This is a genomic window from Sorangium sp. So ce693 (genome assembly GCF_051521375.1).
In the GTDB taxonomy this organism is placed as follows: domain Bacteria; phylum Myxococcota_A; class Polyangia; order Polyangiales; family Polyangiaceae; genus Sorangium; species Sorangium atrum.
The window spans coordinates 1-24,001 of the sequence record NZ_CP150347.1 but is presented as its reverse complement, the minus strand read 5'-3'; the positions used below and the strand labels follow the sequence as shown (position 1 = coordinate 24,001).

General features: G+C 72.4%; 15 protein-coding genes. 8 read left to right on the top strand and 7 right to left on the bottom strand.

The features are described from left to right. Nucleotides 1-122: 122 nt before the first annotated feature. Nucleotides 123-500 carry a DUF4339 domain-containing protein gene (locus WMF14_RS00075; protein ID WP_272097059.1) on the bottom strand — a complete coding sequence of 126 codons (378 nt, stop codon included), beginning with the start codon at nucleotides 498-500 and terminating at the stop codon, nucleotides 123-125. 143 nt (nucleotides 501-643) lie between these two features. Between WMF14_RS00075 and cobA the strand changes: the two genes are divergently transcribed. Further along, nucleotides 644-2,308 (top strand): uroporphyrinogen-III C-methyltransferase, encoded by a 1,665-nt coding sequence (gene cobA, locus WMF14_RS00070; protein WP_437804442.1) that lies wholly within the window; start codon nucleotides 644-646, stop codon nucleotides 2,306-2,308. Between the two features lie 331 nt (nucleotides 2,309-2,639). Here the strand turns inward: cobA and WMF14_RS00065 are convergent, their stop codons facing one another. Both WMF14_RS00065 and WMF14_RS00060 read right to left on the bottom strand, forming a co-directional pair. Further along, a complete protein-coding gene (locus WMF14_RS00065) occupies nucleotides 2,640-5,462 on the bottom strand; it encodes an ArnT family glycosyltransferase (RefSeq protein WP_437798102.1) in 2,823 nt (940 codons plus the stop codon). A gap of 260 nt (nucleotides 5,463-5,722) precedes the next feature. Further along, complete coding sequence (locus WMF14_RS00060) at nucleotides 5,723-6,793, bottom strand: response regulator transcription factor (RefSeq protein ID WP_437798101.1); 1,071 nt, start codon at nucleotides 6,791-6,793, stop codon at nucleotides 5,723-5,725. Here WMF14_RS00060 and WMF14_RS00055 point away from each other — a divergent pair. Next, nucleotides 6,792-7,862 carry an RluA family pseudouridine synthase gene (locus WMF14_RS00055; protein WP_437798099.1) on the top strand — a complete coding sequence of 357 codons (1,071 nt, stop codon included), beginning with the start codon at nucleotides 6,792-6,794 and terminating at the stop codon, nucleotides 7,860-7,862. The two genes, WMF14_RS00060 and WMF14_RS00055, sit on opposite strands and share 2 nt — an antisense overlap. Here the strand turns inward: WMF14_RS00055 and hrcA are convergent. After that, nucleotides 7,855-8,898: a heat-inducible transcriptional repressor HrcA gene (gene hrcA / locus WMF14_RS00050; protein WP_437798097.1), complete on the bottom strand. Its 1,044-nt coding sequence runs from the start codon at nucleotides 8,896-8,898 to the stop codon at nucleotides 7,855-7,857. The genes WMF14_RS00055 and hrcA overlap by 8 nt on opposite strands. 332 nt (nucleotides 8,899-9,230) lie before the next feature. Here hrcA and WMF14_RS00045 point away from each other — a divergent pair, with 332 nt between their 5' ends. The 3 genes from WMF14_RS00045 to WMF14_RS00035 all read left to right on the top strand — a co-directional run bounded on the left by WMF14_RS00045 (nucleotide 9,231) and on the right by WMF14_RS00035 (nucleotide 11,775). Further along, the gene (locus WMF14_RS00045) at nucleotides 9,231-10,025 is read left to right on the top strand and encodes a hypothetical protein (RefSeq protein ID WP_437798095.1); all 795 of its coding nucleotides are present in this window, start codon (nucleotides 9,231-9,233) and stop codon (nucleotides 10,023-10,025) included. Nucleotides 10,026-10,102: 77 nt separating this feature from the next. Continuing rightward, entirely contained in the window at nucleotides 10,103-11,164 is a 1,062-nt protein-coding gene (locus WMF14_RS00040; RefSeq protein ID WP_437326871.1) for a hypothetical protein, read from the top strand. Nucleotides 11,165-11,262: 98 nt separating this feature from the next. Beyond that, the gene (locus WMF14_RS00035; protein WP_437798093.1) at nucleotides 11,263-11,775 is read left to right on the top strand and encodes a Fur family transcriptional regulator; all 513 of its coding nucleotides are present in this window, start codon (nucleotides 11,263-11,265) and stop codon (nucleotides 11,773-11,775) included. A 49-nt stretch (nucleotides 11,776-11,824) separates the two neighbouring features. Here WMF14_RS00035 and WMF14_RS00030 read toward each other — a convergent pair whose 3' ends face one another. Together WMF14_RS00030 and WMF14_RS00025 are read right to left on the bottom strand one after the other, a co-directional pair. Continuing rightward, nucleotides 11,825-14,263 (bottom strand): HAD family hydrolase, encoded by a 2,439-nt coding sequence (locus tag WMF14_RS00030; protein WP_272097049.1) that lies wholly within the window; start codon nucleotides 14,261-14,263, stop codon nucleotides 11,825-11,827. A 1-nt stretch (nucleotide 14,264) separates the two neighbouring features. Beyond that, entirely contained in the window at nucleotides 14,265-15,527 is a 1,263-nt protein-coding gene (locus WMF14_RS00025; RefSeq protein ID WP_437798091.1) for an aspartate aminotransferase family protein, read from the bottom strand. Between the two features lie 259 nt (nucleotides 15,528-15,786). Here WMF14_RS00025 and grpE point away from each other — a divergent pair, with 259 nt between their 5' ends. The 3 genes from grpE to WMF14_RS00010 all read left to right on the top strand — a co-directional run bounded on the left by grpE (nucleotide 15,787) and on the right by WMF14_RS00010 (nucleotide 22,459). Beyond that, nucleotides 15,787-16,371, top strand: a complete 585-nt coding sequence (grpE, locus tag WMF14_RS00020; RefSeq protein WP_272097046.1) for a nucleotide exchange factor GrpE — start codon at nucleotides 15,787-15,789, stop codon at nucleotides 16,369-16,371. Nucleotides 16,372-16,558: 187 nt separating this feature from the next. Further along, the gene (dnaK, locus tag WMF14_RS00015; RefSeq protein WP_437798088.1) at nucleotides 16,559-18,421 is read left to right on the top strand and encodes a molecular chaperone DnaK; all 1,863 of its coding nucleotides are present in this window, start codon (nucleotides 16,559-16,561) and stop codon (nucleotides 18,419-18,421) included. Nucleotides 18,422-18,541: 120 nt separating this feature from the next. After that, nucleotides 18,542-22,459 (top strand): serine/threonine-protein kinase, encoded by a 3,918-nt coding sequence (locus tag WMF14_RS00010; RefSeq protein ID WP_437798087.1) that lies wholly within the window; start codon nucleotides 18,542-18,544, stop codon nucleotides 22,457-22,459. Nucleotides 22,460-22,585: 126 nt separating this feature from the next. On the opposite strand, the gene dnaA is transcribed toward WMF14_RS00010, so the two are convergent. Further along, nucleotides 22,586-24,001, bottom strand: a complete 1,416-nt coding sequence (dnaA, locus tag WMF14_RS00005; protein ID WP_437798086.1) for a chromosomal replication initiator protein DnaA — start codon at nucleotides 23,999-24,001, stop codon at nucleotides 22,586-22,588.

The window sequence follows — 24,001 nt, the reverse complement described above, 5'->3', positions numbered from 1 at the left end:
GTGTTCGCCCGAAACCGCCAGCATGAGAACGGCCCTCCACTTCCCGTTCCCGTTTTCCGGCCGCGCTCGCCCCGCCGCGCGCGGCGCTCGCGCCGGGCGCGGTCCGCGCGCGCGGCCGTCGCTCAGCGGTGGGCCGCTCCAGAGCGCGCGGCCGAGCGCGCCGCCGGGCCGGGACGCGACGTCATCGGCTGGGGAGTCTGCTGGGACGAAAGTGGCAGCGTGTCGTCGTCCTCATCCGCTTCCGAGCCGTCCTCCGGCTGTTCCGCAGGCGTCGCCGTGGCGGCGACCGTGACCGTTGCAATGTCGGACAGCGGGCACCACACGGTCCATGCCTCATTGCGGACGAAGCTATCGAGGGGGACCACTCCGCTCTCGATTCCGCGCGCGAGCTGGTCGAGCTTGACCGGCCCGACCGAGCGCTCCCCGTTGGTGACGTACCATCGGTCCGGAAAGCCGCGCTCCGAGCTCAGCAGCTCCTCGACCAGTTTCACAGATCTCATCGAATGGACTCCAGAAACCGCCGGACGTTGAATCGACCGGGTGCGATTCTAATCGCATAACGCACCGGGTCAACATCACTGCAGAATCGCTATGACAATCAACGTCTGCCATGCATCAACGAGAGAATGACGGGAGTTTGACTGTGTTTCCGAGGCGTAACGATCCTTCCGAGGAGAGCCCCGGCGCGGCGGCCGCGGGGGCGATGAACGACGGAGCGCCGGGCGCGGCCAGGCCAGGCATCGTGTACCTGGTCGGCGCCGGCCCGGGGGATCCGGGGCTCCTCACGCTGCGCGGCGCGGAGCTCCTCGCCACAGCCGACGTCGTGCTGCACGACGAGCTCGTCCACACGGCGCTGCTCGACCGCGTGCGGGAGGGCGCCGACGTGCGCTCGGTCGGCAAGCGCGGCGGCGATCGGGTGGTGAAGGACGCGAAGCAGGCGGAGATCGACGCAGAGCTCGTCGCGCTCGGCCTCGCGGGCCGCAGCGTCGTTCGCTTGAAGGGCGGCGATCCGTTCCTCTTCGGGCGTGGCTCGGAGGAAGCGGAGGCGCTCGCGCGGGCCGGGGTGCCGTTCGAGGTGGTTCCGGGCGTCTGCTCTCCGCTCGGCGCGACGGCCTACGCCGGCATCTCGCTGACGCACAGGCACATCGCCTCCAGCGTGATGATCGTCAGCGGCGTCACCCGGGCTGGCAGATCCTTCGACTGGAGCGAGCTCGCCTCGGTCCGCGGGACCATCTGCGTCCTGATGGGCATGCAGGCCCTCGACGCGGTGGTCGCGGGGCTGATGGGGCCGGGGCGCCGCGATCCCGCGACGCCGGCGGCGGCGATCCAGTGGGGTACGCGGGCCGACCAGCGCGTCGTCTCGAGCCGCCTCGACGAGCTGCCTCGCCGCGTGAAGGAGGCAGGGATCGAGAGCCCCGCGGTCATCGTCGTGGGCGCCGTCACGGGCCTGCGCGACACGCTCCGCTGGTTCGATCGGAAGCCGCTCTTCGGCAAGCGGGTGCTCGTGACCCGGCCGCGTCACCAGGCGCGCTCGACGTCGAGGCTGGTGCGCCTCCGCGGCGGCGAGGCGGTGGAGCTGCCGACCATCGAGATCCACCCGCCCCCCGACCCCGCGCGGGTCACCGAGGCTGTCCGCGGCCTCTCCGGTTACCACGCCGTCGTCTTCACGAGCGAGAACGGGGTGGCCTGCTTCTTCAAGGAGATGGAGCGGCTCGGCCTGGACGCGCGCGCCTTCGGCCCTGCGCGCCTCGCCGCGATCGGCGTCGGGACCGCAGCCGCGCTCGCCGCGCGCGGCGTCCGCGCCGACATCGTCCCGCGGGAATTCCGCGGCGAGGAGCTCGCGGAGGCCATCCTCGCCGACCCCGCGCTGGCCGAACGCCGGGCGGCGTCCCATCGCGTCCGCGTGCTCCTCGCGCGCGCGCTTGTCGCCCGCGAGGTGCTCCCCGAGCGCCTCCGCGCCGCCGGTTGCGAGGTCGATGTCGTGCCTGTCTACGAGACCCGCCCTGCGTCGGCCGGTCGCCGCGAAGAGCTGCTCCGGGCGCTCTCGGCGGGCGAGATCGACGTCGTGATGCTCACCTCGAGCAGCACCGTCGACAGCCTCTGCGATCTCCTCGGCGAGGGCGCCGCAGCGCGCCTCGACCGCGTTCTCCTCGCGAGCATCGGGCCGATCACGACCGCGACCGCCGAGAAGCGGGGGCTCCGGGTCGGCGTGACCGCCGAGGTGAGCACCACAGCAGGTCTCCTGGACGCGCTGGATCGACATTTCACTGCATTGCAAGCTGCCCCTGGGAGCGCCAGGAGCGGATGAGCTGGTCACACGATGTGCGACCGGCGCACCTGCGGAAATAAAGAGAGCGTCGCAGCGGACCTGGGGGGGAAAGGTCTCCGCCGCGACGCTCGATCCCACGTGAGAGCAGGGCGCGTGCCCACGACTTCTTCAAGTCGATTCAGGCACTTAGGACGCCCTGGCAGGAGCCTCCTTGCGCTGCTGCGCGGCCACGGCGACAGAGATGCAAGGACGCTCCTGATTCGGCATTACCGTCGAACATCGACAGCGGCATTCCCCGGGGCCGGAGCAGGCGTACAGCGTCACAGCCGGACAGCGCTGGTGAGATGAGCGCCTTCCGGTGCCGTTCGGCTCACTCGAACGTCGCTCGCACCACGACGAACTTGTTGTTGAGCTCGATGGAAGTGAGCTTCTCGAAGATGCGAGGGCTGCCGAGCTCGTTCGACAAGGAGCCCGTGCGCCCGTGTTCGGTGACGAAGTAGAAGGTCTTCAAGCCCTTCTTCTTCTGCTCATTGATGTAGTCCTGGAACTTCTTTCCGCTCGACACGAAGGCCGCCAGCCGGTTTCCGGCATAGAAGTTCTCGCCCTTCCAGTTCAGCTGGTAAGCGACGAGCGGCCCTGGGATCTGCTGATTCGCGCGCACGTAGGCGAGCAGCGTCTCGCGTTGCCCCCAGTGCGGCGACGTCCGCACGAAGTACACGTCGATGCCCCACGCCGTGAACACGACGGCGAGCGCCAGGAGCGCGTAGACGACCTGGCGGCGCCAGCGCGCGACCATCAGCAGCAAGCACAGGGCAGCCGCGGCGGCGGTGAAGGCCCACAGGGCCGCCGAGAAGTCGAGCGACTGCGGCCAGGGGCGCTTGTAATTGTACGTGAACAGGTGCAGCAGCCTGGCCTGGCTCGGCTGTCCCTCGCGCACCATCGCGAGATCGCGCCCGACGAGGAACACGAGGAGCGCAGCGCCGAGCGCGATGGCGCCGAGCATCGCGCGCTCGTAGCTGACCACCGCGGCGGAGCGCGCCGATTGCGCCGGCGAGGAGGCGCCGCTCGAGCGGCGCGCGAGCCCTCCCACGCGGCCATCGAGGCGCAGCATGTCGTCGAGCAGGATCCCCGTGAGCATCGCCGCCGGCGGGACGGCCGGCAGGATGTAGTGATGGAACTTCGTCAGCATCAGGGAGAACAGCGCGAAGCCGAAGAGGAACCATATCGCCAGGAACACCGAGGCGTCGCCCTGGCGGACGTCGGCCGAGCCGCGCTCCCCCGGCGCCGCCCCCTCGCGCCGCCTGAGCCACCACACGAGCGACGCGGGCACGAGCCCGGTCCACGGGAACATCGCGTAGCCGAGCTGCCACACGTAATAGCGGAAGCTCACGTCGTCGCCCTCGTTCGTGTCGTGGACGTGGGTGAAGGCGCGCTTGAACATGTCGTGGAACAGGAGCCTGTCGGTGAACGGCTGGCCGTGCCGCGCGTACATCGCGACGAACCACGGCAGCGCGACGCACGCGAGCACGAGCAGCCCGACGGGGATCTCCATCTTGAGCAGGTCGCGGTACCGGCGGGAGACGACGACGTAGCCGAGCGCGCAGAGCACCGGGAGCCCGAAGCCCGCCGGCCCCTTGGCCATCGTGGACAGGGCAGCGAAGAACCACGCCGCGAGGAAGAGGAGCCGCTGGACGCGCCGCTCGCCCCAGCTGGCGTACAGGACGATCGCGAGCGTCTGCGCCCAGACGAGCGCCTGGAGCGCAGGCTGTAGGCCGGGGAGCACGGGCAGCACCGACCGGCAGGCCTCGTTGCCGGGGAGACCGCAGTTGCCCGGTGAGCCCGAGCTGAAGACGTCGCCGCGGAAGTGGAGGCCGAAGGGCGAGAGGCCGATCTCGACGTGACGCGAGAGCAGGTAGAGGATCTGCGGCAGCGCGCAGGCGAGGATCGCCCCCAGCACGAGGTGATAGGCCGAGAGGCCCACCTTGAGCGGGCCGAGATCCACCTCGTAGACGCGCGCCTCCTCCGCGTCGTCGGTGTGGATGCCGAGCAGGAGGAGCGCCATCGCCGCGGCCATCGTCGCGACGAAGGGCATGTCGGTCATGGTCTGGTGGGAGACCAGGAACCACTGCGGCATCGTGGCGAGGACGAGCCCCGCGAGCAGCCCGGCGCGGCGGCTGAAGATGCGCGAGACGGCCTTGTAGAGGAGGTAAACGGCGATGAGCGTCAGCGCGAAGACGGGGAGCCTGACGGCCCACTCGGGCCACGGGGTGCGCCCCTCGGCGGCCGCCGAGAGCATCTCGCCCGACCGGTAGCGGACGCCGAACGCGGCCATCGCGAGCGCCTGCATCCAGAAGTCGAGCACCGGCTTCGACCAGAACCAGCCGTCCTGCGCCCACCACAGGGAGATCCAGTCGTTCCTGGCGAGGATCTCGCGCGCGACCTCGCCGTAGTGCGTCTCCCAGGGATCGGTGAGCGAGTGGCTCCCGAGCATGGGCAGGTAGAGCAGCGTGACGAGGGCGACGAGCCAGAAGCCGTGCCGCCGGCCGAGAGGGCGCGGCGCCCCCGCCTCGTCGACGCGGCAGGGACCGAGGCGCTCGCCGAACCGGAACGCGCCGATGACCGCCGTGAGAAACGCGACAGGGACGGCGACCGCGGGCACCGCCAGCGAGAGCAGCGTCGGCGCGCCGTCCGACGAGAGAGGGCTCGGCGAGAAGAAGCCAGCGACGCTCAACGCGATCAGGGCGAAGAGCGCGACGAGCCCGCCCCCGAGCAGCGCGAGCGGGCCGAGGAGGTCGCGGATCGCGACGCGCGTGGCGACGCGCTCGGGCCGATCGTCGAACGTGCCGAGCAGATCGAGCAGACCGATCGCCGCGATGGCGACGCCGAGCGCGCCGATCGGGACACCCCAGCGCAGCTGGGGCGCGAGCGCCATCACGACGAACGTGAGGAGGGCGCCCGCGGCGGACACGGCAGCGCCACGCCAGCGGAGCGGGTTGCCCTGCGGCACGAGGCGAGCCTCCTCGGCGTCGCCCGCGGCCCCGTCCATCCCGACCGTGCCGTCGCCCCCCGCAGCCCGGTCGTCAGGGGAAGGCGCGCGCGGCTCAGGTGCGCTGGGGCTCTCCAGATCGCCCGCGGCCGTCCCGTCGCGGGCGTCCGCGGGCGCACCGCTGCGTTTGTCGTGTGTGTCGTTCATGGCTGCGCCAACCGCGGAACGAGGCGCGGCCCTGGCGTAGCAACTCCAGGTCGCCGGGCAAAGCAGCGGTCGCATGCGCCTGCGCTGCGCTCCCGAACGCGCGCGCTCCGCGAACGACGTCGCGGCGCAAGGAGCGCCCCTACGTACTTGGATCGGTGGGCCTCACGCGCCCACGAAGGCGCCCCGCCCCGTTCGTGCGTCTCGCGGGCGCGACAGGAACAGGGGCGGGTCGACGGCCACGGCCAGGCCGCGGCCGCCGCCTACTTCGTCAGGCGCGCGATCTCTTCCTTGATGATCGTCTCGGCGAGCACCGGCACGACCTCCCACACGACGCGCTCCACGACGTCGCGGGACAGCGCCATCACGGCCTCCACCTGCTCGGAGGTGAGGCCGAGGCCCTCGAGCTTGCTCGCCATCTGGCCGTTGACCTGCGCGGAGGCGGTCGCGGCGACGGCGGCAGGCCCCGTCGCGGTCTTCGGCACGCCGGACACCGGCGTCGGCGAGAAGGCCATCGTCGTCGTGACCGGCACGTTCGCCGGGCCACCGGGCGCCGTCTTGACGGAGGCCTGGGCCGGCGCAGCGCTCGTGGCCGGCGCGTTGGGCGTGTAGATGAGGGTCTTCGCGCGCTGGAGCGGGCTCGCTGCCGCCGGCTGCGCGGCGGCTGCCGGCTGCGCGGCGGCCGCGGGCTGCGCGGCGGCGGGCTGCGCCGCAGGAGAGCGCGCGGGCGCAGGCGCCGCGGCAGCGGAGGCCGCTGCGGCGGCGGGCTTCGCTTCGCCGCGCGACGCCAGCAGCTTCTTGACCTTGTCGATCATCTGCTGCGTGTCGAACGGCTTGTCCATGTGATCGTCCGCTTGCGCGCCCGATCCCTTCGCGGGGTCGAACGGGTTCTGCTTGGACGACAGGATCAGGACGGGCGTCGCCGGTGAGGCCTGCTTGATCGCCTTGCACAGCTCGTAGCCGTTCTTCGGCTCGAGCGTGACGTCGGCGATCACCAGGTCGGGTTTATCGCTCTTGAGCTTCTGCAGCGCAGCGTCGGCGCTGCTCGCCGTCACGACGCGGAAATCCTGACCCGCAAAGGTGATTTCGAGCACTTTGCGCATGGTCACGCTGTCGTCTACGGCGAGAAGGGTGCTGGCCACGAACGGGTCTCCTCTCAGATGGCGAGAAAGCGATGACGGCTCTGGATATCTTCGGCTCCGGTCGCGCGATGTGTCAACATTCGCGGTGTATTTCGCCCCCGCGGGCCCCGCGGATGTGCGTTTTTCGCGCCGGTAGAGCCCGGTCCCACGCTGGTGGGCGGAGCCGAGGCGCCCCCCGGTGAGCTTGTACATGCGTCCGCTCCGACCCGCCACTCCGCCGAGCCAGGAAGACAAAGCCGCCGAAACGACCGGCGTCCACCCCGCCGCCCAGGTGCGACCTCCGCAGGACGGCCGCTGGACGGTGCCAGCCGAGCTGGATCGACGCCCGCTGGACGGGGCCGTCCGTGCGCTGGCCGCGGTCTCGTGGTCCGACGCGCGCCGCTTGATCGAGACCGGCAAGGTGCTGGTCGGGAGCGCGGTGGCGACGAGCGCCCGCCGGCGGGTGCTCACCGGGGAGCAGATCGAGGTCCGCTTGCACGCGCCGAGGCCCGAGACCGTGCGGCGGCGCAAGCTCGAGGGCGAGCTCGTGGTCTACGCGGACGCGAGCGTCGTCGTGGTGAACAAGCCCGCCGGGGTGAGCACCATCCCGTACGGCGACGAGGATCCCGCGGAGCAGGCCGCGACCCTCGACGCGCTGGTGCGCGAGGTGCTGGCCAGGCGCGATCGCCTGCGCGGGCGCGCGCCGCTCGGCGTGGTGCAGCGCCTCGACAAGGGGACGAGCGGGCTGCTGGTCTTCGCGCGGACGCTCGCCGCGAAGAAGCACCTCGCGCAGCAGCTCCGCGTCCGCGCGATGCACCGGCAGTACCTGGCGCTCGCGCACGGCGCCGTCCCGCGCGGCACCTACCGCAGCTACCTCGTCGAGGATCGGGGCGACGGGCTGCGCGGCTCGGCGCGAGAGGGGCGGCGCGAGGGGCAGCTCGCGGTGACGCACGTGGAGCCGATCGAGGTGCTCCGAGGGCCGCAGGAGGGGGCCGGCGCCGGCGGCGTGACGCTCGTCGCGTGCCGGCTCGAGACGGGACGGACGCACCAGATACGCATCCACCTCGCGGAGGCCGGGCACCCGCTCGTCGGCGAGACGGTCTACGTGCGGGACTACCGCGGGGCGAAGATCCCGGCCGCGCGGCTGATGCTCCACGCGGCCGAGCTCGGCTTTGACCACCCGGCCGACGACCGGCCGATGCGCTTCCAGGCGCCGCCGCCCCCGGACTTCGACGACGTGCTCGATCGGCTCCGCGAGCCGCAGCGGAAGGGCGCTACTTGACCTTGCCGCGGACCTCGGTCATCGCCGCGGCCGTGGCGTCGACCAGCGGCATGACCTTCGCGTAGTCCATCCGCGTCGGGCCGAGCACGCCGACGGTCCCGGCGACGCGGCCGTTCTCCATGTAGGGCGCGGCGACGAGGCTGAGCTGGCCTCCGCCAAGATCGCCCGCCTCGCTGCCGACGAACACGGTGACCTCACCCGCGCCGGCGGCGAGCGTCCGGTCGAGCAGATCGACGAGCTCCTCGCGCTCCTCGAGCGCCTTCATCAGCTTCTTGAGCCGATCGACATCGGCGTACTCGGGCAGATCGATCAGGCGGTTCTGCCCCTCGATGACGACCTCGCTCCGCCGGGTCAAGTCGGCCGTCGCCTTGCTGCCGAGCTCGAAGGCGCGGCGCCTCAGCGCGTCGATCTGGAGGCGCTCGTCCGCGAGGCGGCGGGCGAACAGGTCCCGGATCTCGCCCAGCGTGCGCCCCTCGATGACATCGGCGAGCAGGTTGTGGATCCGGGTGAGCTCGCCCTCGTTGATCGCCTCGTCGGCCGAGATGAAGCGGTTCGCGACCGAACCGTCGGCGAAGACGAGCACCGCGAGCAGCTGCCCGGGCTTGGTCGGGATGAAGCGCAGCTGGGCGAGGGCGCGGAGCTCCGCCCGCGGCGCCGCCACGACCGCCGCGGCGCCGGACAGCTCCGAGAGGTAGCGCCCGGTCTCGCGGAGCGGATCGCTCGCCCCCGCGTAGATCTCGGTGAACCTGGCGCTCAGCTCGGCCTGCTGCTCGGGAGACAGCGACCGGAGCTCGACGAGCGCGTCGATGAACAGCCGGAGCGCGCGATCGGTCGGGATCCGCCCGGCAGAGGTGTGCGGCTGGTGGAGGTACCCGGCCTCCTCGAGGTCAGCGAGCACGTTGCGGATCGAAGCAGCCGAGAGATCCAGCCCGTACTTCCGGGCGAGCGTCCTGCTGCCAACTGGGTCGCCCGTTGCGATGAACTCGGTGACCGCGGCGAAAAGGATCTTCCGAGATCGATTGGAAAGATCACTCATGTCAGCTGCATGCAGCGCACAAGCGCGCCGCCGTGGCTACCTGGACCAGGGACCGCCCGGACCGGGAAGCCATGCGGGCCGGACCTTCGCTCCCGTACGTCAAGCTGCGCGTGCGGGCGCTCGACCCACGGACGCGCATGCGACCCATTTTGAGGCGATCGCGCGGCCCGGTCAAATGTCGCGGTAGGATCGGCGAGTAGCCACCCCGCGCACGGGGCCCCGCTCCGTGGGATGGCGGCGCGATCGGCCACGTGGCACGTGGTCGCTCGGCCCCCCGAGAGGCCCCGAGAGGGCCTGCCTGCCTTGCTTCGCACGAGGGATGTACCGCAACGATGCCGCCCGCACGCCATGCCGCCGCTGCCTGCGCGCTCGCCCTCACGCTCGGCCCCCTCGCCGCCGCGCCGAGCGCGCAGGGCAAGCCGAAGGTCAGGTACCACCAGGACTGGGCGAAGCACCCGTCGGCGCGCTACGCGGCCCTGAGCGCGGCGCAGTGCCGCGCGGCGCTCACGCAGCGGAAGATCGCGTTCGAGCCGGTGCCGCGCGCGCCGGGCGTGCTCGCTCCCGTGCGGCTGAGGCAGGGGGTCGGCGGGGTCCTCTACCGGACGGCGCTGCCGGCGCATCAACGCGCGGACAACCCGTACGACGTCTTCGACTGCCGCCTCGCGCTCGCGCTCTCGGACTTCAGCCGGATCCTCCGCGCGCACGACATCGACGAGGCGCTGATGTTCTCGGCCTGGCGGCCTCCGTCCAGGATGTGGCCCGAGGGCAGGCTCGCCACGCGGCACCCCGGCGGGCTCGCGATCGACCTCTACAGGCTCATCAAGGAGCCCGTCGGCGGCGGGTTCGCGGAGGATTGGCTCGACGTGGAGCGCGACTTCGTCGGCAGGCGCGGCGCGCCGGTCTGCGGCGAGAGCGCAGGCCCGACGGGGAGGCCCCGCGGGGCCGGCAAGGGGGCGGGGGGCGGCCCTCCAGCGGACGCGGCGGCGCGAGAGCTGCGGTCCATCGTGTGCGAGGCCGTGGATCAGCACATCTTCACGTCGATCCTCACGCCCAACTACGATCGGGCGCACAAAAATCACCTGCATCTCGAGGTGACCCCCGGCGTCCAATGGCATCTCGTGCGCTGATCCGGGACGGGACGTCGTCCGTCCTCCCGCGCGCAAACCCGCTCTCCCTCCGAGGTCGACCCGCTATGTTAGCCCGCGTGCCCGCACGAAGACCCCCGCTCTCCCGCGCGTCCGCCGCGCTGGCGCTCGCCGCTGTCGCGCTGTCGTTCACGTTCGTCGGCTGCCCCTGCGTCAGCGGCCCCGTGAACGCGAGCCCTGGCCTCCGCTGGTTCCTGTTCTCGAACTTCGGGGCCAGCAAGATCTGCCCCGAGATGCTGAAGAGCGGGGTCTCGCTGCGCCTGCAGGACAGATCGGCGTCCATCGGGCGGTTCTTCCCGATGCAGTGCTCGTACGACGTCAACGACGCGGCCCAGACGATCACCGTCCACATCGCCGGCACGGGGTACGGCTACATGCAGCCGGCCAAGCGGGTGGGCTTCTCGCTCACGACATCCGTCGAGTACCGACCCGACTTCCAGCTCGCGGACGACAACGTCTACGTGTGGGGACGGCTGAACCGGATCGTGCAAGGGCCGAGCTTCCAGCTGGGCTACGTCGAGAACCCCGTCATCGACGTGATGGCCAACGTCCCGCCGTTCGGAGGGCTCGCCAACCTGCTCGGCAACCAGATCGTCGCGGGCGAGCTGACCCGCGGGTTCACCGTCCTCTACAACGAGGAGACCGGGAAGGACTTCACGCTGGGGATCCTCATGCCGCCCCAGCGACCGCACCACCCGTTCGAGGCCGAGGACGAGGAGCGGTACACCTTCGCGAACGAGACCATCGAGGTGCACGCGCACCAGCGCGACTACCTCGGGCCGTTCGAGATCGCCGACGCGGACCAGGCGCTCTACCTCAAGGTCAGCGCGCAGGGCGCGCCCGTGGACCTCATGATCGTCGACAAGCCCACCGGCGACGCGTGGCGCGAGGCGTACCAGACCGGCAAGCCGCTCGGCCCCCCGCCAGGCCCGGTGCAGGCAGGCGGCCCTCTCCAGCCCGGGATCATCGAGACGCGCCGCTATGCGCTGCGCCCGGGCCTCTACTACGTCGTCGTCGACAACACGGCGGCGGCCGGCCTGGTCGCGCCTCCCATCACGCTGCTCAGCCCCCTCGGGGGGCCGGCCGCTCAGGTCAGCTACATGGCGCAGGTCGGCGAGTAGCGCCGACGAGCAGTGCACGGACAGCGTCGGCGAGGTCACGCCAAGTAGGCTCGGTCGCCGGCCTTGACGCGGTTCGCCGCGAACGGGATAAACTTGCCATGGCCGTCATGGAGAGAGAGGGGAGCAGCGCCAGCCACGTCGACCAAGTTGCCCTCGACCGGCTACGCGCTCGCCTCCAGGCGTACATGGCCAAGAAGGGGCTGAGATCGACGGCGCAGCGCCGGCTGATCGTCGACACGTTCTTCTCCGGCGCCCCGCACATGACCATCGAGGACCTGCTCGCGGAGGTGCGCGCGCACGACCGAGGCATCGGGTACGCGACGGTGTACCGCACGCTCAAGCTGCTCGCGGAGTGCGGCGTGGCCTCCGAGCGCCGGTTCGGGGACGGCCTTAGCCGCTACGAGCTGGCGGACGACGCCAGCGCGCACCACGACCACCTGATCTGCGTCAACTGCGGGAAGATCATCGAGTTCGAGGAGCCGCGGATCGAGGCGCTCCAGAAAGAGATCGCCGCGAAGTACGGCTTCGAGGTGACCTGGCACAAGCACGAGATGTACGGCGTCTGCGCGGACTGCCGCGACGGCAAGGACACCACGCCCGACGTCTCGTAGCCCGCCGCGGCGCGGCGAGGAGCCCCGCGCCGGCGACCGCGCCCGGCGCTCAGCTCTTCGCGTCGAGCGCGCGGGCGTGGACGACGGCCATGACGCCGCCGAGCAGCGAGGCGATGGGCGCGTAGGCCGGCGGGAGCACGAACGCGGCGATCACCGCGGCGCCGACGAGCGCCGGGGCGACGCTGAGCGCGAGCCCGACGCGCGCCTCGAGGCGCGTGCGGTGCGCGAGCGCGAGGGAGAGCGCGGCGTCACGAACGTCGTCCGACGCGAGGACCGTGGAGAAGTCGGCGGGCGCCGAGCCGGCGGCGCCGAGCGCCACGGAGACGTCCGCGGCGCCGAGCGCGGCGTCGTCGACGCCCGCGTGGCCGAGGACGGCGACGCTCGTGCCCGCGTCGATCAGGCGACGCACCTCCGCGCCGCGATCCGCGGGGAGGATCTCGGGGCGGATGTGATCGATGTCGAGCGAGCGGCCGATCGCCTCGCACGTCTCGCGCGCGTCGCCCGACATCAGCACGGGCTCGATCTGCGCGTCGAGCAGGTGCTGGATGGCGGCCCGCGCCCCGGGGCGCAGCCCGTCCTGCAGGCCGATGATGCCGACGAGGCGGGCGCCGACCGCGACGAGGACCACCGTGCGCCCCAGCGCCTCGAGCTCGGCGACGCGGCTCTCGGCCGCGGCGATCGAGATCCGCTGCTCGAGCATGAGCGCGCGGTTGCCGACGCACAGGTCCTCGCCGGACGAGGTGACGGCCGTCACGCCGAGGCCGGGGTGGAAGTTGGGGTTGCGCACGCCGTCGGGCCGCAAGCCGCGGGCGCGCGCGGCGCGGACGATCGCCGTCGCGACGGGGTGCTCCTCGGTGCGCTCCGCCCCGGCCGCGAGCGCCAGCACGTCGCTCGGCTTGAGCTTCTGCCCGGTCGCCTCCAGCTCCGCGAGCTCGGGCTCGCCGAGCAGCAGCGTGCCGCGGGCGCAGAACACGGCGACCGAGGTCTTCCCTGCGCGATCCCAGGCGTCGGCGCTCTTGTAGACGATGCCCCGGCGGAGCCCGAGCAAGATGCCCCGCGCGACGTGCACCGACGCGATGGATGCCGTGATCGCCGTGGACAGCGCGGCGAGCACGGCGGCCGCGGTCATCGCGATCTCGACCGGAGCGCGCCCGGCGACGAAGGCGGAGAGCGCGCCGATCGCCGCGGCGCCGATCGCCCAGCGCTCGGTCAGGGCGCGGGAGGCCTGCGCGATGGGCGCGAGGGCGTCCGCGCGCCGGCGGGCGTCGAGCAGGACGCGCGCGACCGCGCGATCGCCGCCGGAGAAGGTGCACGCGCCGACGAGGCGACCCCGGACCACGGTGGCCCCGGCGACGACCGGGTCGCCGTCGCGGCGGCGGGTCGGCGTGGTCGCGCCGATCCAGGGGAGGACCTCGACATCGCCGCCCGTGACGACGAGGTCGACGGGGACGACCTCCCCCGCGTCGACCTGGACGCCCTCGCCCGGTCGCAGCTCGTAGAGCTCATCCCCGGCGCCCTCGAGAGAGCCGCCGTCGCTGCCGCGCTGCGAGGCGCGGTCGGCAGGCGCCTGACCCTGCGCCCACGCGCCAGGCGGCCGGCGCGCCGGCGTCGAGAGCACGGATCCGATCCACGCCCGCTCCGCGAACACGCGATGTCGGGCGCTCTCGATGAGCCACGCGCTGATCGCGCTGGCGGTGGCGATCACGCCGGCGAGCGACGCGGCCTCGGCCGCGAGGGCGCGGTCCTGACCGAAGAGGGCCCAGACGGCGGCCACGAGCCCACCCAGGACGGGCGCGAGCATCGGCGCCGGGTGCGGATCGGTGGCGTCGCGCGCGGTCGTGGCGGCGCGGCCGAGGAGCATCCCGGCGCTCACCGTGGCGAGCACGATGCGCGCGCCGATGACGAGCTTCGCGTCCCCGGCGAGGGTGAGCGCGACGGCCAGCGTCCCCGCGATGATCGCGAGCACGAGCAGGAGCGCGCCGATGTCCCGCGCCTCGACCGCATCGTAGCGCTGCGGCTCCTCGCTCAGGATGGTGTTCCCGATGGGCTCGAGCAGCGCGCGATCGTCGTCGAGGACGGGCAGGTCCGGGAGCTTCTCGTCGAGCGACACGGGCGGGAACGCGTCGACGATCGGCGCGTCGAGGTCCGCGACGCGCGCCGCGCCCTCGTCGGCGCTCGCCCGCGCGGGCTCGGCGCGCGCCGCGGAGGCGTGGTGCCCGCCGGCGCCGGGCGGCGCGCCCGACGGGAGCCCCCGGGGAGGAGCGCCGGCGAAGGGCGCGCCCGACGCCGCGAGGCCAGCAGGCCGGCCGTCGCCCGGCGCAGGCGCCGCTTCACCGAGGAAGGCGTGGCGGCACCGCGCGTTGCAGAAGTAATGGAAGCGCTGATCGAAGATCGCCACCTGCCCCGCGCGCAGCGGATCGATCAGCTTGCTGCAGCCCGAGCACGGGACGGGGGCGGCGGCGGGACCCGCGGCGCGCGAGGCGACCACCTCAACCCGCAGCCGGCGTCTCGGCGAGCGCGGCCTCGACCTCGGCCAGCGCCTCGTCGATCTGCGCCTCGCTCACGATCAGGGGCGGCGTGAACCGGAGCACGCTGTTGCCCGCGATCGTGAGCAGCACGCCCCGATCACGCACGCGGCCGAGGGCGGCGCGCGCGTCGACGGTCGGCGCGAGGATGAGCCCGCGGAGCAACCCGCGCCCGCGCTCGCCGAGGCACACGCCCGGCAGCCGCGCGGCGATCGCGGCGAGACCGCGGCCGAGCCGCTCGCCGCGCTTCACGGCGGCCTCGCACAGCTTCTCTTCCTCGATGACCGCGAGCACCGTGCGCGCCGTGGCGGAGGCGAGCGCGTTACCGCCGTAGGTCGAGCCGTGCGAGCCCGGGGGCAGCGCGCCGTTGAGCCGCTCCCGCAGCACCAGCGCGCCGACCGGGAACCCGCCGCCGAGCCCCTTCGCGAGCGCCGCGGCGTCGCTCTGGACGCCGTCGTACGCCGCGCCGAGCCAGTGCCCCGTGCGCCCGATGCCGGTCTGCACCTCGTCGACGAGCAGCAGCGCGCCGTGCTCGTCGGCGATGCGCCGCAGCTCGGCGAGGAACCCCGCCGGCGCCGGCAGCACGCCGCCCTCCCCTTGCACCGGCTCCACGAGGATCCCCGCGACGTCCGGGCCCATGGCGGCGCGCACCGCGGCCACATCCCCGTAAGGCACGTGCGTGACGCCGTCGAGCGAGGGGCCGAAGCCCTCGCGGTACTTCGGCGTCCCGGTCAGGGCGACCGCGCCGAGGGTGCGGCCGTGAAACGCGTTGTCGAACGCGATGATCCGGTAGCGCCCCTCCTCGCCCCGGTTGAAGAAATGGCGGCGCGCGAGCTTGAGCATCGCCTCGTTCGCCTCCGTGCCCGAGTTGCAGAAGAAGGCGCGATCGAAGCCGGTCTTCTCGCAGAGCTCCTCGGCGAGGCGGAGGTTCTCCGCGTTGAAGAAATAGTTGGAGACGTGCATCAGGCGGCCCGCCTGCTCCGAGATGGTCGCCACGAGCCGCGGGTGAGCGTGCCCGAGCGAAGCCACAGCCACCCCGGCGCACATGTCCAGGTACCGGCGCCCCTCCGTGTCGAAGAGCTCGCAACCCCTGCCGCGGTCGAGGACGAACGGCGGCTGGCGGTAGTTGCCGAGGAGGTGCTTCTGCGCCGCGAGGAGCGGCGCGCTGGCGGGCGTCGAGGCGTTCGCCGGAGGGGGTTCGGCGGCGCGGCTTGTGGCGATGCTCATGGGGGGCGATCTAACGCCGGGCGGGGCCTCGGAGCAAACGGTCGATGCGGCGCCCGCAGCGGATCGTGGAGACCCGGGCAATCCGTACCTCCGGAGCGCGTCCGGAGCGCCTCCGAGCGCCCGGGCGCCGACCCACGCGGGCGTCCTGGGCCGGGGCGGCGGCACGCGCCGGCGCGCTCGGGCGCCGGCGCTCGCCTCCTGCCGACCATGGGCGTGGCGATTGCCAGCGGATCGCGGCTGGTTATAGTGCCGCCGTCCTATGAGCGATTCGGAACAAAATGGGTCGAACCAGAACACGGGGGAGACGGCGGAGGCGCAGGCTGAGCGCGCAGAGCCTGCGGAGCAGCAGGCCCCCGCCCCCGAAGACAAGCTAGGCGAGGTGCAGGCGGAGGCCGCGCGGATGCGCGAGCAGCTGCTGCGCACCGCCGCGGATTTCGACAACTTCCGTAAGCGCTCCCGGCGCGAGGTCGAAGAGGCGCAGCGCCGCGGCCGCGAGGCGATCCTGAAGGATCTGCTCCCGGTCTTCGACAACCTCGAGCGCGCGGCCAGCCACGCCGAGAGCGCGCCGGACGTGAAGTCGGTCGCCGAGGGCGTCCGGATCGTGACGAAGCAGTTCGTCGACACGCTGGAGCGCATGGGCATCAAGCGCATCGCCGCGGTCGGCAAGCCCTTCGATCCCAGCGTGCACGAGGCCATCCAGCAGCTCGACTCGACCGAGCACCCCGCCGGCGTCGTGATCGCGGAGGTCCAGCCGGGATACATGCTGGGCGATTACCTGATCCGCGCGGCCATGGTCGTCGTCTCGAAGGGCTCGCCCGTCGAGCCGGCGCCCGCAGCGAACTGAGCCTCCGCGCGGCGTCGCGCCGGCTCCCTCGGCGCACACCTCCGGCACGGTGCGCATCCTGGCGGTGATCCTGTCCGGGATCTGCCGTGCCCCGCTACCTCACCGCACGATCTCCCCAAATATCACGGGCGCCCAGGTCGTCTCCCCACCCGGCGAGCATCCAGGCCTGTAGTATCTTTCGCCGCATATGGGGAAGGTGATCGGCATCGATCTCGGGACGACGAACTCGTGCGTGGCTGTCGTCGAAGGGGCAGGCGTCGCCTCGGCGAGCGATGTTCGGGTGATCCCGAACGCCGAGGGCGCGCGCACCACGCCTTCCGTGGTCGGCTTCCCCGCGAGCGGCGAGCGCCTGGTCGGACAGGTCGCGCGCCGCCAGGCGGTCACGAACCCGCAGAACACCATCTATGCGGTGAAGCGGCTGATGGGCCGCAAGTTCACCGCGCCCGAGGTCAGCAAGCAGATCAGCCTCGCGCCCTACAAGATCGTCGAGGCGCCGAACAGCGACGCGTGGGTCGAGGTCAAGGGGCGCAACTACTCGCCCCCCGAGATCTCGGCGGTGATCCTCGGCCAGATGAAGCTGGTCGCCGAGCGGTTCCTCGGCGAGCCCGTGACGGAGGCGGTGGTCACCGTCCCCGCCTACTTCGACGACGCGCAGCGGCAGGCGACGAAGGACGCAGGGCGGATCGCCGGGCTGGACGTGCGCCGGATCATCAACGAGCCGACCGCCGCGGCGCTCGCCTACGGCCTCGACAAGGTGAAGGCCGAGACGATCGCGGTCTACGATCTCGGCGGAGGCACGTTCGATATCTCGATCCTCGAGATCGCGAGCGGGGTCTTCAGCGTCAAGGCGACCGGCGGCGACACGCACCTCGGCGGCGAGGATTTCGACCAGCGGATCATCGACCTGCTCGCCGACGAGTTCGAGGGGAAGAGCCGCATCGATCTGCGCCGGGACCGCATGGCGCTGCAGCGGCTCAAGGAGGCGGCCGAGAAGGCGAAGCACGAGCTCTCGTCGTCGCTCGAGACCGAGATCAACATCCCCTTCATCGCCGTCGGCCCGGGCGGCGGGCCGCTCCACCTCGAGCGGACGATGCGGCGCAACGAGCTCGAGATGCTCTGCGAGGGCCTCATCCGGCGGACCATCGACGTCTGCCGCGCGACGCTCGGGGACGCCAAGCTCCCCGTCTCCGCCGTCAACACGGTGGTCCTCGTCGGCGGCATGACGCGCATGCCCGCGGTGCAGGCGGCGGTGCGCGAGTTCTTCGGCCGGGAGCCGAACAAGGGCGTGAACCCCGACGAGGTCGTCGCGGTCGGGGCCGCGCTGCAGGGCGCCGCGCTCTCCGGACAGGTGGACGAGGTGCTGCTCCTCGACGTGACGCCGCTGTCGCTCGGCGTCGAGACCGGCGGCGGCGTGAGCTTCAAGCTCATCCCGCGGAACACGACCATCCCCACCGAGCGGAGCGAGATCTTCACGACGAGCGTCGACAACCAGAGCTTCGTCCCCGTGCACGTGCTCCAGGGCGAGCGCGAGATGGCCGCGGACTGCCGGAGCCTCGCCCGCTTCGAGCTCACCGGCATCCCTCCGGCGCCGCGCGGGCTGCCCAAGATCCAGGTCACCTTCCGCATCGACGAGAACGGGATCGTCCGCGTCGAGGCGCGGGATCTCGGGACGGGGCGGGTGCAGGAGATCCGGGTGACCCCCACGAGCGGCCTCACGCCGGACGAGGTCGATCGGCTCGTCTCGGAGGGCGAGCGGTTCAAGGAGACCGACGCGCTCCGGCGCGATCTCGCCGAGCTCCGCAACCAGGCCGAGACCCTGGTCTACACGACCGAGCAAGCCCTCGAAGGCTACGGCGATCTGCTCGACGCCGAGCTCCTCGGCGAGGTCCACGCCGAGTGCGCGGCGCTGCGGAAGCTGCTCGAAGGCGGCGGCGACCTCGACGCGCTCCGGGACGCGTACGCGCGCCTCGAGGGGGCGGCGTTCCGGATCGCGGAGTCGATGTATGGAGGGGACGATGACGCCGGCGCGAACAAGGCCGTCGAGACATGACGCGCGGCTAGGCGACGCGGCCGGGGCGACGGCGCCGGCTCGCGCGCCGATCGCGGGCCGTCCCCTCCGGAGCGCCGCGCGCGCCAGAGGCGCGAGGCTGCGTGGCGCGCAGGCGGGGCGATGCTGAGCGAGACCTTCGGGCGGTATCGCTTGCTCGAGCGCCTGGGCGAAGGCGGCATGGCCGAGGTCTTCAAGGCGAAGAGCTTCGGCGTCGAGGGGTTCGAGAAGGTCCTCGTCATCAAGCGCATCCTCCCCAAGCTGGCCGAGCAGGGGCGCTTCGTGGACATGTTCGTGCACGAGGCCAAGCTCGCCGTGCGCCTCTCGCACGCGAACATCGTGCAGGTGTTCGACCTCGGCCGCGTCGACCATCCGAACGGCGATCCGACGAGCTACTTCATCGCGATGGAGTACGTCCCAGGGCTCGACCTGGCGACGCTCCTGGCCCGCTGCCGGAGGGCGAAGAGGCCGATCCCCCTCGCCATGGCCGTCTTCATGGCGGCCGAGATCGCGAAGGCGCTCGATCACGCGCACCGGCGGCGCGACGAGCAGTCGCGCCCCCTCGGCATCGTCCACCGCGACATCTCTCCGCAGAACATCCTGCTCTCCTGGGAAGGCGAGGTGAAGGTCACCGACTTCGGCATCGCGAAGGCGACGCAATCGATGACCGACGAGGAGGTCGGCGAGAACCGTGCAGGGAGGATCCGCGGGAAGCTCGCCTACATGAGCCCGGAGCAGTCGCGCGCCGGCGCGATCGACGGCAGGAGCGATCTCTTCTCGCTCGGCACGGTGCTCTACGAGATGCTCGCCGGGTCGAACCCGTTCGCGGCGCCGACGGCGTTCGAGATCATGCGGCGGCTGCAGGCGAGCGAGTATCCGCCGCTCGCGCTCGTGCGCCCCGACGTGCCCCGGTCGCTCGTCGACGTCGTGAGCACGATGCTCGCGAAGAACCCGGAGGATCGGTTCCCCGACGCCGGGCGGCTGCACGAGGCGCTCCTCGGCTTCTTCTATGCGACGGCCGAGCGGTTCGGGGCGAACGACCTGGCCGAGTTCCTGGAGCCGTTCCACGAGGAGAAGAGCGCCGAGATCCAGGCGGGCGCCGTGCTCCAGGAGGAGCCGAACGGGGCCAACGAGCGCACGCCCGTCGAGGTGCCGCACACGACGAGCACGCGCAGCCGCTCGGCGTCGGGGCTCCTCCAGCTGCTCGAGAAGGCCGACAGCGGCCCGGCCGCGCGCGGGCTCGGCGAGCGGCGCGAGGTGACGGCGCTCGTGCTCATCTTCACGGGATCCGAGGACGACGCGGCGAGGCGCATGGCGCGGGCCCGCGATGTGCTGGCCCGCTACGGCGCGCTGCTGCTCGAGCAGGAGGCGTCGCAGCTCGTCGCCGTCTTCGGGCTCGGCGACGCCGACGGCCGCGACACGGAGGCCGCGGTGCGCGCCGCCCTCGTGATCCTGCGCTCGCGCGGCGGGGGCGCCGCGGTCTCCGCCGGCATCCACCTCGCCCGCATCCTCGTCGACAGCGCCGGCGCCCCGATCCGCGACGAGCGGCTCACCTCGCTCATCGCCTCCGCCCAGGCGCTCGCCCGCGCGACCGAGTCCCAGGTCGCCGTGTCGAACCTCACCGGGCGCGTCCTCCGCGACGCCTTCACGACCGAGGAGCTGCCCGGCGCGGGCCGGACGGCGCCGGAGGGGGGGCGCGTCGTCACCTCCGCGCAGCCCCCGGACGGCGCGTACGGCCGCTTCATCGGCCGCCGCGACGAGCTCAAGCAGCTCGGCGACATCCTGGCCGCCGCCACGAGGAAGCGCGCGCAGATCGTCGTCATCCAGGGCGAGCGCGGCATCGGCAAGACGCGGCTGCTCGCCGAGATGGAGCGGCGGCTCTCCAAGGGAGACTACAACGTCGGTGTCTACGTCGCCTCGTGCCCGCACAACGGCGCCGACGTCCCGTGGAGCGGCCTCACCGCGATGCTCCAGGTGCTCTGCGGCATCCAGGAGGGCGACGACGAGGAGCGCATCCGCGCGGTGCTGCCGCGGCTGCGGGCGCTCGGCCTGCGCGAGGACGAGTCCGCGGCCGTGCTCGGTCAGCTCGGCGCGGCGCTCGCCGAGAGGCGGGCGCCCCAGGGGACGACCGCGATCCTGCGCACGGCGTTCCCGCGCATGGTGCAGAGCCTCTGCGAGGATCGCCTCCACTGCTTCGCGTGGGACGACGCGCAGGCGATGGACCAGCTCACCGCCGAGACCCTGCTCGCCACCGCGGGCCGCGCCGGCGGGCTCCGCGCCGTGCTGATGCTGGCGACGCGCAGCGACCCGCCGCCGCTGCTCGAGGCGCACCCCCACTTCTACCGGCTCAAGGTCGGGGAGCTCTCGGACAGCGACAGCGCGCGCCTCATGTCGGCGCGCATCGGCGCGACCTTCCTGCCGCCCGACGTCGTCGCCTTCTGCCGCGAGCGCGCCGGCGGCCACCCGCTCTTCCTCGAGGAGCTCATCAAGGAGCTCCTCGACTCCGGCGCGCTCAGCGTCGCCGGCGGCGTCGTGAAGGCGCGGCTCGACGGCGCGTCGGCGGTGCCGCGCTCGCTGCGCACGCTCATCGCGACCCGGGTGCGGCGGCTCGACCCGAGCGACCGCGCCGTGCTCCAGGCGGCGGCCATCCTCGGCGATCCGGTGCCGACCGAGGTCCTCGCGGCGCTCCTCCAGCAGAAGCTCCCGGCGGTGAACCGCGCGATCTCCGGGCTCGCGACCCGCGATCTCTTGCGGCTCAAGGGCCCCGCGCAGGCGAGCTTCGCGTCGCCCATGCACGGGGAGATCGTCCTCGACGCGATACCGCCGGAGCTCCGCCGGGAGCTGCACGCCGCGGCCGCGGCGGCGTACGTCGCGGTCGTCGGCGAGGAGAGCGCCGAGCACGCCGAGCGCATCGGGCAGCACTTCTACCAGGCCGGCGATCGCGACCGCGCCGCCACGTTCTACGCGCGGGCGGCGCTCCACAAGATCCGCGCGAGCCAGCTCGATCCGGCGCTCCGGCTCATCTTCCAGGCGCTCGATCTCGGCGACCACGCCCACCGCTCGCCGGCGGAGCTCTCCGCGTGGCTCGGCGCGCTCGCGGACGTCGTCGTGCGCGTGCGCTCCGCGCCCGATCTCGCCGACGTCGCCGCCCGCGCGCTGAGGCGCGTCGACGAGGCCGGCACGCCGGAGCAGAAGCTCTCGGCCCGCGTCGACCTGGCGCGCGCCCTCGGCGCGGTGGATCTCTTCGCGGACGCGTACGCGAGGCTCGAGGAGGCCTACGCCCTCGCCGGCGATCGGGAGGACCTCCGCCGCAAGGCGCTCGCGTGCGAGACGGAGATCGGCGTCCGGACGGGCGACTTCGCGCGCGCGGAGCGCGCCGTCGAGCAGCTCGAGGCGACGGGCGCGATCGACGATCCGAGGCTCTTGCTCGCGATCTCCCAGACGCGCGCGGCGACGGGCGACATCGCGGCGGCGCTCCGCGCCCTCGATCGGGCGGAGGCGCTCGGCGATCCGGGCGACCTCGCGGCGGCGAGCGAGCGCGAGAAGCAGCGCGTCCTCGTGCACGTGTTCCTGCGCGACTTCGACGCGGCGGTGAAGAGCTCCGCCCGCGCCGTCGACCTCGCCCGGTCCGCGGGCCTGCGCTTCGAGACCGCCGCCGCGCTGCACAACCTCGGCGACGCGAGCCGGCGGCTCGGCGATCTGCCGCGCGCCTACGCGTCGCTCACCGAGTCGAAGGAGCTCGCCGAGGAGAGCGGCCACGAGCGCCTCGCTTCCATCAACCGCGCGCACCTCGCTTACCTGGACGGGCTGAGCGGCGCGGCCGGCGCCGGCGAGCTCCTGCGCGAGCTCGCGCGCTACGCCGACGCGCGCTCCTACCGCACCGACGCCCTCGAGAGCCGGTACCTGCTCGGCGCGCTCCTGAAGCAGCGGGGCCTGGTCAAGGAGGCGCGGCGCGAGCTCGCCGAGGTGCTCGATCTCGCGTCCGCGTACGGCAACAAGCTCGTCGCGGACGACGCGCGCTCGGCGCTGTCCGAGCTCTGATCCATCGCGCTCGTCGCTCGTCGCGCGGCGATCCACGCGACGAGCGGCCCGCCGGCGGACAGAGGGCCCGTCAGCCGGCAGGTCGCTCTCGTGCCGCGCGCGCCTTCCGCGTCGCGCGCGCGGGGGTCACTCGTCGGCGAGCTTCTTCTCGAGCGCTTCGAGGTGGGCGCGGACCTGCGGATCCGAGTCCCGCTGCGCCTCGATCTTGCGGACGGCGCTCATCACCGTCGTGTGATCGCGGTTGCCGAAGGCCCGCCCGATCTCCGGGAAGCTGCACTTCAGCCGCTGCTTGCAGAGGTACATCGCCACGTGGCGCGCGAAGGCCACGCTCTTGTGGCGGTCCTTCGAGGTGAGGTCGATCGAGCGCAGGTGGAAGTGGTGGCACACGGCGCGCTGGATGTCCTCGACGCTCATCATCTGCGCGCGCGGCGGCGACGTGGCCGTGATCTCGGCGCGCGCGAACGGGAGGTCGACGGGGCGGCCCGTGAGCGAGCTCTTGGCCGCCAGCCGGATCAGCGTCCCCTCGAGCTCGCGGACGTTGGAGCGGACCATCTGCGCGAGGTAGAGCGCCACGTCGTCCGTGAGCGCGATGCCCTCGAGCGCCGCCTTGTTCCGCACGATCGCGACGCGCGTCTCGAGCTCCGGCACCTGGATGTCGGCGACGAGCCCCCAGGAGAACCGCGAGACGAGCCGCTCTTCCATGCGCTCGAGGTTCTGGGGGTACTTGTCGCTCGTCACGACGATCTGCCGGTCGAGCGTGTGGAGCGCGTTGAAGGTGTGGAAGAACTCCTCCTGCGTCTGCTCGCGTCCGGCCAGGAACTGGATGTCGTCGACGAGCAGCACGTCGCAGCTCGACCTGTACCGCGTGCGGAACTCGTCCATCCGGTGGTGCTGGATGGCCGTGATGAAGTCGTTCGTGAACTTCTCGGCCGAGACGTAGATGATCCGCGCGTCCGGCCTGCCCTCGAAGACGCGGTGCGCGATCGCGTGCATGAGGTGGGTCTTGCCGAGCCCCGTGCCGCCGCAGATGAAGAGCGGGTTGTAACGGCGTCCCCCGCCGCCCGCGGCCGCGATCGCGGCCGCGTGCGCCAGCTGGTTCGAGGGGCCCACGACGAAGCTCGCGAAGGTGTGCTTCGGGTTGAGGTCGTCCGGCATCGACGGGACGCGCCGGAGCGTCGGCTCGGGGCGGGGCGCCGGCGCCGGCGCCGCGCTGGTCGGGCGCACGACGAGCGCCCGCGGACGCACCGGGGTGAGCTCCACGCGCTGCGCAATGGGCGCGACGAGGTTCTGATCCACCGTCCACGCGACCTGGACCGACCAACCGGTGAGCTCTCGGATCTTGTCCGTGAGCGCCGGCAGGAAATTGTCCCTGACCCACTCGAGGACGAACTCGTTCTGGACACGCAGCGTCAGCACGCCGTCGGTCAGATCATCGAACTGAACTCCCCCGAACCACTGATCGAAAGTGGCCGGGGAAAGCGCCCGCGTATGCTCGATCGCCCGATCGAAGACCTCGCGCGGCTCGTGTTTCGGAATCGTCAT